An 11,988-nucleotide genomic window follows, 5' to 3' on the forward strand; every position below is an offset into this window, starting at 1 on the left:
TAAATCAGGGTTAAGCATTGTGTAATTGATAGCAGATACCCTTGTTAAATGAAACCTGCTTGAATGAGCCATCCAGGTTGATAGTTGTCTCAGCGCTACCAAGAAACAGATAGCCATCTGTTCTTAATTGCTGTTTTACCTTTTTTAGCAAGACTTTCTTGGTTGCCATATCATAGTAGATTAAAACATTGCGTAAAAAGATCACATCGATTTCGGGAAGGGATGACCAAGATTGCATCAGGTTCATCTGACGAAACTCTGCCATCTGGCGAATTTCGTCCTTTATTTGCCAGTCACTATCTAGCCGATGAAAGTACTTGTCACGGAGGTTTTTAGATAGTCCACGGCTAATTTCAAGTTGGTTATAATGCCCTTTTTTCGCACGCATTAAAACTTTGGTAGAAAAATCGCTAGCAATTAGCCTGATAGACCAATTAGTAAGTAAGGGAAAATGTTCACGAATGAGCATAGCGATGCTGTAGGGTTCTTGTCCATTAGAGCAAGCAGCACACCAAATATTTAGCGATCGCTCAACAGCCCGTTTTTTGATTAACTCTGGTAGTATGTATTGTCTGAGTGCTTCAAAAGGGTGATGATCTCGAAAGAATGAGGTTTCATTAGTAACTAACGCCTCAATTGTCTGGACGTGAAGATTGTTAAAGGGTTGAGTTCTGAGATATTTTACCAATTCAGCAATTAAAGCGAATCCTGCTGATTCGGCAATTGGCTGTAAATGTAGCTCCGCTAGATAGCTTTTCTCAGCAGACAACACAACTGCTGAATGATCACGAACTAATTGACGAAGATACTCAAAATCATCGGTGCTTACACTCTTAGTCTGTTCCATTACAGACCTGAAATAGGAACTTGATTGTAACGAATTCGGCGCATAATTTCACTTGCCATCTGGTCAAGGGTGACAATTTTATCGGCAAGTCCAGCATTAACCACAAAACTAGGCATCCCCCACACTACGCTACTAGCTTTGTCTTGTGCTAGCACTTGTCCACCTGCCTCGCGGATACACTGGCAACCATGTAACCCGTCTTGCCCCATCCCTGTAAGGATGACTGCGATCGCCCCGGCACCATAAACCTTTGCTACCGAGCGGAATAGAACATCTACTGAAGGACGACAGGAATTTTCGCTCGGTGCTTGATGAGTCGCAAGTCGAACCACACCTTTGTCGCGTTGGACAACTAAATGAAAATCTCCCGGTGCAATCCAAGCTTGTCCAGGTTCTAATACCGCTCCGGGAACCGCTTCATTCACTGGGATTTGACATTTAGAAGATAATCGTTCAGCTAATAGTTTCGTAAATATGGGGGGCATGTGTTGCACAATCAAGATGGGAACTGATAAATCGGCTGGAAGCTGTCTAAGCAAGACAGTCAGGGCATTAGGCCCTCCAGTAGAAACGCCAATTGCTACAACATCTACCCGCTTTGTATTCCTGGAAACGGGAAAAACAAGTGGATGATCAACGGTGCTTGGTGTCAAAAATGAAGTAGTTCTTGCACCAAATACTTTTATTTTGGGAATTAAATCCTCTTGAATATGTTGATTTATCGCCTCTACACTTCCTAAATTACTGGGTTTTGTGGCATAATCGGAAGCCCCTAAAGAGAGAGCTTCGAGTGTTGCGATCGCTCCAGTCCGTGTAGAGGTACTGAACATAATCACTGCTAAGTGGGGATAGATTTGTCGAATCGCCGCTAGAGTCTGTAAACCATCCATTTCTGGCATTTCGATATCCAGAATCACAATATCAGGATTGACCTGGGGAATTTTGGCAAGGGCAATGCGACCGTTAGCAGCGACTCCTACCACTTCCAGTTCTGGATCGATGGACAAAATTTTACTGATTCGACTGCGAACTACTACCGCGTCATCAACAATTAGTACCCGGATTTTGGGCATTGGGGATTGGGGATTGGGAATTGGGAATTGGGAATTGGGAATTGGGAAAAAACTAATACATAAACTGGCTGACGACTTTTTGTAAATCTACTGCCATACGCGATAATTCTGTGGCTGCCTGTAAGGTATTACTCGTGCCAATTGTCGTACTTTGAGTATTCAATGCCACAACTGCGATATTTTTAGCAATATCAGATGTTCCTTTGGCTGCTTCAGCAATATTGCGGCTAATTTCATTTGTCGTTGCTGTTTGCTCTTCAATAGCGCTAGCGATCGTGCTTTGAAAGTCGTTGATTTGATTGATAATATCAGTAATCTGAGTAATCGCTTGAACCGCAGCTTTTGTATCTGTCTGAATTGCTTCAATGCGCTGGCTAATATCTTCAGTGGCATTTGCCGTTTGTTTGGCTAATTCTTTCACCTCGTTTGCCACTACAGCAAATCCTCTGCCGGCATCTCCGGCTCTTGCCGCCTCTATTGTAGCATTGAGCGCTAGCAAGTTTGTTTGTCCAGCGATCGCAGTAATAACTTTAATTACTTTGCCAATTTCAATGCTGCTTTGACCCAGTTTATTAATTGTTTCATTGGTGCGGTCAGCAGTTTTAACTGCTTGAGTCGTGACTTTTGCCCCTTCCATGACGGTCTTAGCAATTTCTTGAATGCTGGCATTCATCTGCTCTACCGCAGTCAAAATTGTACTGCTATTCTGGCTCACCTGTTCGGCGGAGCTAGATGCAGAGGTTGCCTGTTCAGCAGTTTGTTCGGCGTTTTGAGTCATTTCTGTGCTGACTGCGGTCAATTCTTCTGATGAAGACGCAACTGCTGTCGCAACTTCTGCCATCTGTCTAATTGAAGACCTCAAGCTGCTAATCATCTGATTGGCATTATCTGTGAGTTGCTTAAAATCTCCAGCATTGCGTTCCTCAATTTGTTTAGATAAATTTCCTTGGGCAACGACAAGGGTTACTTCATTAATACTTTTGATTTGCTCTTTTAAATTTGTAGACATTTGGTTGAAGTTATCAAGCAATCCTTGCCAACTTCCCTCTGCTCCTTTGACAACGGCTTGAGAGCCGAGCTTCCCTTCTGTACCAATCTCGGTTGTCAAGCGAGAAACTTCTTGGGCAAAGTTTTGGTTTAAACTTACTAATTCATTAAAAACCAAGCCAATTTCACCTAGTTCATTATTTTCAACAGCTAAACGGACACTAAAATCACCATTTTTTACAGATTTCAGTGCTAATAGTAACGCTTGCAGTTGCTCTTTTGTGACACCATTATCAGCCACCGAAGCTACACTATCCTCTGAAGAAGATTTAGAGTTGGCTGTTTTTGCAGCCCGATTCGTAGTCATTGCAAAGCGCTCCTCAATTACTCGGTAACTTTATAAGAAGGGGAAGGGGGAAAGGGGAAAGGTAAAAACCGTACTTCGTCCCGCTGCGCTAACGCTCGCAAGTGGCGCGAAATAATCCAAATTTTATCAGGAAGGTAAAAACCACCTCGCCCGCAAGTGGCGCGACAATCATCATCCCTTTCCCCTTTCCCCTTTAACCTTTTCCCTTTTCCCTTTTATTTATCAAATTAACATCTAAAATTTTTTCGGCATCTAAAACTAGCAAAAATCCATCTGGGAGAGGGTAACTTCCAGCTAGCATCCAACGCATTTTACCTTTTAACGTTGTAGGTGGGAGTTGAAACGTGTTCTGTGGAAACTCTAAGACATCACCAACATTATCAACGAGCAGACTAACTACTTCATCCTCAAAACGTACAATGATATTAAATCCCTGGGCTTCATCTACAAGTTCTATATTTGATTGTGTCTCTTGTTCGCTCATTTCTAATCGACGTTGCAAATCGATGACAGTAATAATTTGTCCACGTAAATTAATTAAGCCACAGATATCTGGTGGGGCTAAAGGTATACGAGTTATTGCTTGTGGGCGAATCACTTCTTGAATGTGTAGTACGTTAATACCAAAACAAACTCCTTTAAGAAAAAATGTACAAATTTGTTGTTCAGCCATTAGTAATCAATTGCAGCAAATGAGGATTAGCAATGCGAATTACAGCCTCAATGTCAAGGATTTCTGTAATTTGACCCTGAAATACAGCGCACAAAAGCACACCTGGTCTACTAGAGACACCTGTAATTGTCAGTGGTTCTTCTACAATGTCAAGAATGCGATCAACCACTAGCGCAACGTTGAGTTCTGAGGAGGGGGAGACAATCACTATTTGGAGAGTCTCTGCAAGATTTGCCCTAATGCGATCGCAAAGGTCATTTTCAGAACTATGGGAAAATACTTTGTGAAGGTCAATTAACGGCAAAATTTTACCATAAGACTGCACAACATCCTGATTCCCCACTTTCTCTACCGCAGAACAAAGAATCTCTTCAAGCCGAAAGGCAATGCTTAGAGGAATGCCCATACGAGCGCCTTCGGGCCCCTCAAACAATAATATTGTTTGGCGATCAATATTTTGGTCTTGGTCTTTTATGCCGTTTTCAATTAATAACTGCTTTTGTTTTGCGGTTACACCAGACCGGTTTGCCAAACCAACAACATCAATAATTAATGTCACTGTGCCATCCCCTAGAATAGTGGCTCCGGCAAATAAAGATTGCGCCTTTAACTGTTTTCCTAGAGGTTTCACCATAATGTCTTGGATATCTTCAATTGTGTCCACAACTAATCCAAATTGATAGTTATCAACTTGCACAATTACTAGACTGAACATTTCCAAGTTGGTATCGTTATTGGGTATTTGTAATACTTGATTTAAATAAACCAATGGTATAAGAGTGTCCCGCAAGCGATACACAGGGACATCGTAAAACATCTCAATTTGATTAATTGCCTGTGCTTCTAGGCGTACTAGCTCTTGGATACTTACTTGGGGAATAGCATAGTGATCGCCATCACTGGTGACAATTAATGCCGGAATAATCGCTAAGGTCAGGGGAATCTTAATTTTGAATGTCGTTCCTTGTCCTTGCTGACTATAAATTTCAATCGTGCCGTTAATTTTATCAATATTATTTTTGACAATATCCATCCCGACTCCCCGCCCAGAAAGGTTTGTCACCTGTTCTGAAGAAGAGAGGCCGGGTAAGAAAATTAAGTTTATCGCTTCTGTCTCACTCATGGACGCAGCTGCTACAGCACTGACTAAACCCAGTTGCTGCGCTCGTTTTTTGAGTTTTTCTAAATCGAGACCACGACCATCATCGCCAATTTCAATATTGACTTTGCCGCTTTCATGAAAAGCTCTTAAAAATAACCGTCCGACAGATGACTTTCCACAAGCAGTTCGCTCGGCTGGTAACTCAATACCATGATCTATACAGTTGCGTACTAAGTGAGTCAAGGGGTCTTTAATTGCTTCAATAATGCTTTTATCTAGTTCAGTATCTATTCCCTCCATGTCAACCTTAACTTGTTTACCGGCAGCGATCGCTAAATCGCGGGTGACGCGAGGGAACTTTTGCCAAATGGTACTAATTGATTGCAGTCGAGTTTTCATGATCTCTTCCTGCAACTGGGATGTCAGAAGACTCAGGTGTTGGCAAGTAGCAGCAAAGCTACTATCCTTAAACTTTGTACTAAATTGGATCACCTGATTACGGGTTAAAACGAGTTCACCCACGAGGTTCATCACCTGATCTAGCAAGTTAACATTGACTCGGATCTGAGAAGATTCTGATGCTGTCAGGGTTGAGACTTCCGGGAGTTCATTATTTAGATGCGTAATATCGTAATTTACCTGCAATCCCTGCGGATTAACAGTAGATGCCATTATCGGCGGCTCAGTTGACTGCAATTGAGTTAAAGTCGTAATGAGTGCTGAATAATCGCGATCGCCCTCATGTCTCGTTGCTTCAATTTGGGACAGAATCTGCCGAATGCTATCAAGTATTTGTAGTAAAGTATTGATGACCGTGGGGGTAATTGCTAGCTGGCGATCGCGTAAAGACGAGAGCAAATTTTCTCCAGCATGAGCAAGTGATTCCAATTTAGGAAAGGGTAAAAAACCACAGTTTCCTTTAATTGTATGGAGTGAGCGATAAATCCTAACTAGGGCTTCTCCTTGTTCTGCTGTTTTCTCTATATAAATAATATCTTGTTCAATTTGATTTAGATTTTCATAGCTCTCAACTAGAAATGCTTCTATATCATCGTCAATTTCAGTTAACTCCATTGCCTTCTAGATTAAAACTCTATATTCTTTGTGTTCATGCAAAATTAATTTAAAATCTAATACTAATTTAATGTGAAGTTGCATATATCTTGATCCCCCTAAATCCCCCTTTTTAAGCAGGGCTGTTTCATTCCCTAAAGAGTGCTAAATATCAAGGGTTATAGCGATTTAAAATTGATTATTTTGTTACCAGCGTGCCAAGAAAATGAACAATTTTACTGTTGTTTAAGTGCTTAAAAGTTCATCTTCTCGTCACCCTCACTTACAATTTTCTCGCTAACCATCTTGACAAATCCTGTTTGAAATGGAATGAATCAGCCCTGCCCTTTTTAAGGGGGGACTTTGATAGATGTTTTTCGGTTCCCCCCTTTTTAAGGGTGCTAGGGGGGATCGAATTATATTCAGCTTCGTAAAAAATTGGTATAAGCAATATACTACCCTGAAATCATGTTTAGATTTTTAATACTGAAAAGATAATGTTATTTTAATGGTAAAGTAATAAGTATACAATGTCCTCGTTGTTATTCAACTTAAACTTTCAAAAATGGTTTTCGTAAAGCCAGACTATGTTACAAATGTAAACAAAGTGGTCGTTAATTCTTCAAATCTTATCAATCTTGATCCTACTCCAATGATATGAGCCTGCAAGAAATCGAGAGAGCAAGGTAGTGATGCCAAAATCTTAGTTTTTATAAAATGGCTATAAATCAACCTTTACAAGCACTTCAGACTTTTTATCATCTCTGGTTGGTTATAGAAGTATTTAAGACCAAACAGACCAATCTTATTGAGAATAGAGTCAATAAATTTTATTGTCGGACTAAGCATTGCGATCGCGTTTCTCCCACCGTAGATCATCGCAGAATCCAGAATATAGATTTAATACCTAAAAGCATTGCTATATCTGGTTTATAGAAAATGATTTTTAAACTAACCTCTGGGATGTAGGTTTATTAAATATTTTTAAGTTGGGCAACTAGATTTAAAATAATTTTTTTATGGTGAAAATATTATTTTATTAATGATATATATTAACTGAGATAAATTACAAAAGGGCAGAGAATATGGCATTAGTTTTAATTATTGATGATGCAGCTTTTTCTCGCAGAATGATCCGTAAGTTTCTGCAAGTTGATGGTTACGAAATTATAGAAGCAACAAATGGGCGTGAGGGGTTAGAATTAGTTCACCAGCGCCAGCCCAATTGCGTACTAGCGGATCTACTTATGCCAGACATGAATGGGTTTGAATTTCTACAAGCTTTGCAAGATGAAAAATTGAAAATCCCCACAATTATCATCTCAGCAGATATCCAAGAAGGGGCACGCAATCAAAGTTATAGTCTTGGCGCTATTAACTTTATCAATAAACCGCCAAAAGAAAATGAATTGCGAAAGGCAGTCCAAGAAGTTCTTAATACTAAGGAATAACTTTTGATGAATGTAACAGCAGAAGAACTGGATGCACTACAAGAGCTGATTAATATTGGAGTTGGTCGAGCTGCAAGTCTACTGAATGAGATGGTAGACTCTCACATTGGTCTCAAAATTCCATTTGTGAAAGTATTAACTGCTACTGAAGCCTATGAGGAATTAGCAACACGATTTCATGATGACAGCTTGGCATCTGTAAGACTAGGCTTTACAGGTTCTTTTTCTGGTGCTGCTGGCTTGATTTTTCCTACTGACAGTGCATCATCATTAGTTGCAGTGCTTACAGGTGAAGAGCCAGGTTCTGTTGATCTAGATGCGGTGAAAATTGGCACTCTCAGCGAAATTGGTAACATTGTGATCAATGGAGTAATGGGTTCACTTAGTAATGTGCTAAAGCAGCACGTAAACTATACATTACCTGTTTACTTAGAAGATACAATTGAAAACTTATTATTAGCTACTTATGAAAGCGATTCCAAAATTTTGCTGGCACAAGCTCGATTCATAATTGAACAGTTAGAAATTATTGGGGATATTATTTTAATCTTCCATGTAGGTACATTTGATGCGCTGATCAATGCAATTCATGATGAAATTGCAATAATGTGATCGATAAAATCTTATAAAATGGCTGTATAAAAGATTGAAACTTCGGCTAAAACAATGAATATCATAGAACAAGCTCATGAAAAATTTAGCCTTTTAGATAACATTCCTTTGGGAGCTTTTGTTTTAGAGTCAGATTACATTGTTTTATTCTGGAACTGCTGTTTAGAAGAATTGACAAAAATTCCCCGAAGTAAAATTTTAGGAAATTCTATTCTTGAATATTTCCCTCATTTGAATCAGCCTCGTTATACTAGTCGCTTGGATCAAATTTTTCAAGGCGGCCCTCCCGCAATTTTTTCTTCTCAACTGCATAAATATGTTATTCCTATACCACTATCTCAAAATAAATATCGCATTCAGCAAACAACAGTAACTGCTGTGTCTGCATTGGATGGAGATAGGTTTTATGCCCTCTTCTCAATTGAGGATTTCACAGATTTAACTTTCCGAGTTCAGGAATATAAAAACTTACGAGATCAAGCACTAGCACTAGCAGAAGATCGCCAGAGAGCGCAAGAAGCAGCTGAAGCCGCAAACCGCATTAAAGATGAATTTCTAGCCATAGTTTCTCATGAACTTCGTTCCCCTCTTAATCCAATTTTGGGTTGGGCAAAGCTACTGAGAAACCGTTCATTAAACGAAGCTACTACTGTGCGTGCCCTTGAGACAATCGAACGAAATGCTGTACTACAGGCTCAGTTGATTGAAGACTTGTTGGATATCTCTCGTATTCTGCGGGGCAAGTTAGCACTTAATTTAGAAAATGTTGATCTTGCTTTTATTATTGAAGCTGCGTTAGAGACAGTGCATTTGGCAGCAGAAGCAAAGTCTATTCAAATTAATCTCGATCTAGATATAAAAACTGGACAAGTTAAAGGTGATAGTAGTCGTCTTCAACAAGTTGTTTGGAATTTACTCTCTAACGCCATTAAATTTACACCAGTCGGTGGAAAAGTCGAAGTCTATTTAGAACAGATTGATTCTCAGATACAACTCAGAATCTGTGATACGGGCAAAGGTATTAATCCTGATTTTTTGCCACACGTATTTGAGCATTTCTATCAGGCAGATAGTAGTACAAGCCGAAGTTCTGGCGGCTTAGGACTTGGTTTGGCAATTGTGCGCCAAGTTGTCGAGTTACATGGTGGTACAGTTTGGGCACAAAGCGCAGGTGAGGGACAAGGCGCGACATTTACAGTTTACCTACCAGTGGTTCAACAGAGTCTGGAATTCAAAATGGAAGATAGTAATATCTCTGAGAATTCCGATCCATTCTGTATGCTCCATGCTCCACTAGAAGGGGTACGCTTGTTAATTGTGGATGATGATGCTGATACCCGTGAGTTTCTTACCTTCCTATTGGAAGAGAGCGGAGCGATCGTGACGATCGCAGCATCCGCTAACGAAGCACTCGCTATAATTGCACAGTCAAAACCAGACCTAATGTTGAGCGATCTGGGTATGCCAGAAGTTGATGGTTACACTTTGATCAAAAAATTACGAGCAATGCCTGCTAATCAAGGTGGACAGATTCCCGCGATCGCTCTAACTGCTTACGCCGCAGAAGCTACACAAAAACAGGTTTTAACAAATGGATTTCAACTTCATATCACTAAACCAGTCGACCCCTCAAAATTAGTAGCTGCAATTGCAGCACTTCTTAAGGACTGACTATTCAATCAAAAGGTCTAATTTAGGCTAGACATCTGCATCGTTATCTAGCTAAAGTAGCAAATGATTTTCTCTCAAGATAGAACAATAGAATAAATCCTTTCTATCTTTTGGACATTACTTTAATTCTTAAAGATGAATTTGACCTTTAAATAATTATATACAATGGACACAATTATTCTTCATAAAAACATCGCCAGATAGAAGAATTAAAACTTGTCTAAAACTAATATATAAACATTGCAACGCTTTCTTAGCAAGCAATAAATAATCACCAGCTAACATATTTAGGAACAAAGTATATGAGTATTGAAGATAGAGCTAAGGCTTTGGCAAAGAACGTCGAAGGAAAAGTACAAGAAGCAGTTGGGGAAGTAACTGGCAACCCTAACGATAAAGCTGAAGGTAAAGCTAAACAAGCTGAAGCCCAAGTTCGTCACACTGCTGAAAATATCAAAGATGAAGTAAAAAAGACTTTAGACTAGGCTGAACTTGATTTAGGAAGAAGGTGTAGTCTAAATAATTATTGAGTAAACCTTCTTCCTCTATTAAATCTGTTTTTAGCTTGGGTTTTAGGCATTTTTTAAATACCGATTTCACAATACTTTTACAACCTCTCATAGATTTTCAAAAGGTGTCGATTCATGATTAATCTTTTATTTACCTATCTTTTAACAGACATCCCTTTAACATCACAAGGTAATTCTAGTTATTCTATTGTGCTAACAGCGTTATTAGGATTAGGCTTTATCGCTGCCGTTACTATAGGGTCAATTGCTTGGTACAATTCTAAACGTCCTCTAGGTTGGGAAGAGAAAGAACGTCCTAATGTTGTTCCAGAAATTGATAAGTAATAATTTTTTGCCTGACTCCTCCCATCTTTTAGTGTTCACGGATTTTGTCTGTGAACACTATTTTTTATTCTAAAATTTCCTCACTTTTAATTGTCGGCTGCTACTGGTAGACAAATAGTAAATGTACTACCCTGCCCTGGCTCAGATGTTACATCAATTGTGCCTTGATGTGCTTCGATAATACAGCGAGATAGATATAGTCCCAAACCGCTACCAGAACGCTGGTGTTTACCTTGGCGAAATCGCTCAAATAATATTGCCTGATCTTGTTTAGAAATTCCCGGCCCCGTATCTTGGATATCAATAGTCATATCTGCTGGAGTGAGATGGCAGTGAATATTTACAGAACCTTTGTCTGTAAATTTGATAGCATTGCCGATAATATTTGTTAAAACTCGCCGCAGTTCTAAGCGATCGCCCATGACGATGCTTGCAGTTTCATCTCGCTCTATGTTGACAACTAATCCTTTTTCTTCAGCTAAGGGAGTTAATTCTTGGGAAACTTCACTAACTAGTTCTTCAATATTGCAAGGAGAAATTTTTAAGGTTTTACAGCCCGCTTCATGACGATAAACTTCTAGCAAGGTATTTACCATTTCCAGCAGGTCTTGATTACTGCCAATCATGGTATCAATGATTTCTTGCAATTGTGGCGAAACTTCGCAAAACCTGCCTTCCAGCAATAATTTTAAGACGCGGTTGGAGGCTACTAACGGTATACGTAAATCGTGAGTAAAACGCGAGACAAAATCTGCACGCAGGTTAGCCATTTGATCTCGTTCGTCGATGCTATGCTTGAGGCGCAGGAGCGATCGCACTCGTGCGTGTAGTTCATCAGGATCGAATGGTTTACGAATAAAGTCATCCGCACCAGCATCGAGTCCTTCCACAACACTAGACTGATAGTGAGCCGTTAGCAGCAGAATAGGGATAAATGGCAACGCCGGATTCTGTCGGATGCGTCGAGTAAATTCATAGCCATCGATCTCTGGCATCATCACATCTAAGAGAATGATGTCTGGTGGTGACTCCTCAACCATAGCCAGAGCAATTTTGCTATCTTCCACCAAGCTAATTTCATAGCCCTCATCTTCTAGGACTGCTTCTAAGACCAGTAGATTGTCAAAAACATCATCGACAGCGAGAATTTTATCTTTTTTGACACTTTTAGTTAAAGACATGGCTGAATAAAAAAAAGAAGTGCTTGGCTATCGCTAGCAAATCTAGTAATAGCTTACTTTACCAGCGCTGAGATTATTAAGGATTCACATTTTCCTTTAAAGTTTCCCGCATTGAGT

The 11,988-nt window shown here is 39.7% G+C and carries 11 protein-coding genes; 5 read left to right on the top strand and 6 right to left on the bottom strand.

Annotation, left to right across the window (positions count from 1 at the left end; genetic code table 11):
* Window positions 1-10 precede the first annotated feature (10 nt).
* From V7K69_RS29970 to V7K69_RS29990, 5 genes are all read right to left on the bottom strand, one after another.
* On the bottom strand, window positions 11-847 hold the full coding sequence (locus tag V7K69_RS29970) for a CheR family methyltransferase (protein ID WP_335041333.1): 837 nt from the start codon (window positions 845-847) through the stop codon (window positions 11-13).
* Window positions 847-1,920, bottom strand: a complete 1,074-nt coding sequence (locus tag V7K69_RS29975; RefSeq protein ID WP_335041335.1) for a protein-glutamate methylesterase/protein-glutamine glutaminase — start codon at window positions 1,918-1,920, stop codon at window positions 847-849. Before V7K69_RS29975 ends, V7K69_RS29970 begins: the two co-directional genes overlap by 1 nt.
* 52 nt (window positions 1,921-1,972) lie before the next feature.
* Complete coding sequence (locus V7K69_RS29980) at window positions 1,973-3,274, bottom strand: methyl-accepting chemotaxis protein (RefSeq protein ID WP_335041337.1); 1,302 nt, start codon at window positions 3,272-3,274, stop codon at window positions 1,973-1,975.
* A 193-nt stretch (window positions 3,275-3,467) separates the two neighbouring features.
* Entirely contained in the window at window positions 3,468-3,947 is a 480-nt protein-coding gene (locus V7K69_RS29985) for a chemotaxis protein CheW (RefSeq protein ID WP_335041340.1), read from the bottom strand.
* Window positions 3,940-6,123, bottom strand: a complete 2,184-nt coding sequence (locus V7K69_RS29990; protein ID WP_335041342.1) for a chemotaxis protein CheA — start codon at window positions 6,121-6,123, stop codon at window positions 3,940-3,942. Before V7K69_RS29990 ends, V7K69_RS29985 begins: the two co-directional genes overlap by 8 nt.
* Window positions 6,124-7,187: 1,064 nt before the next feature.
* Between V7K69_RS29990 and V7K69_RS29995 the strand changes: the two genes are divergently transcribed.
* The 5 genes from V7K69_RS29995 (at window position 7,188) to psb35 (ending at window position 10,690) form a co-directional block, all read left to right on the top strand.
* Window positions 7,188-7,553 (top strand): response regulator, encoded by a 366-nt coding sequence (locus tag V7K69_RS29995; RefSeq protein ID WP_335041344.1) that lies wholly within the window; start codon window positions 7,188-7,190, stop codon window positions 7,551-7,553.
* Window positions 7,554-7,559: 6 nt separating this feature from the next.
* Complete coding sequence (locus V7K69_RS30000; RefSeq protein ID WP_335041346.1) at window positions 7,560-8,165, top strand: chemotaxis protein CheX; 606 nt, start codon at window positions 7,560-7,562, stop codon at window positions 8,163-8,165.
* Window positions 8,166-8,219: 54 nt separating this feature from the next.
* Entirely contained in the window at window positions 8,220-9,836 is a 1,617-nt protein-coding gene (locus tag V7K69_RS30005) for a hybrid sensor histidine kinase/response regulator (protein ID WP_335041348.1), read from the top strand.
* 302 nt (window positions 9,837-10,138) lie between these two features.
* A complete protein-coding gene (locus V7K69_RS30010; protein ID WP_335041350.1) occupies window positions 10,139-10,321 on the top strand; it encodes a CsbD family protein in 183 nt (60 codons plus the stop codon).
* Window positions 10,322-10,480: 159 nt separating this feature from the next.
* Window positions 10,481-10,690, top strand: coding sequence for a photosystem II assembly protein Psb35 (psb35, locus tag V7K69_RS30015; RefSeq protein ID WP_335041352.1), 210 nt, complete (start codon window positions 10,481-10,483; stop codon window positions 10,688-10,690).
* An 86-nt stretch (window positions 10,691-10,776) separates the two neighbouring features.
* Here the strand turns inward: psb35 and V7K69_RS30020 are convergent, their stop codons facing one another.
* A complete protein-coding gene (locus tag V7K69_RS30020) occupies window positions 10,777-11,871 on the bottom strand; it encodes a hybrid sensor histidine kinase/response regulator (RefSeq protein ID WP_335041354.1) in 1,095 nt (364 codons plus the stop codon).
* Window positions 11,872-11,988: the final 117 nt, after the last annotated feature.

It is taken from the genome of Nostoc sp. (assembly GCF_036917775.1).
Lineage (GTDB): Bacteria > Cyanobacteriota > Cyanobacteriia > Cyanobacteriales > Nostocaceae > Nostoc.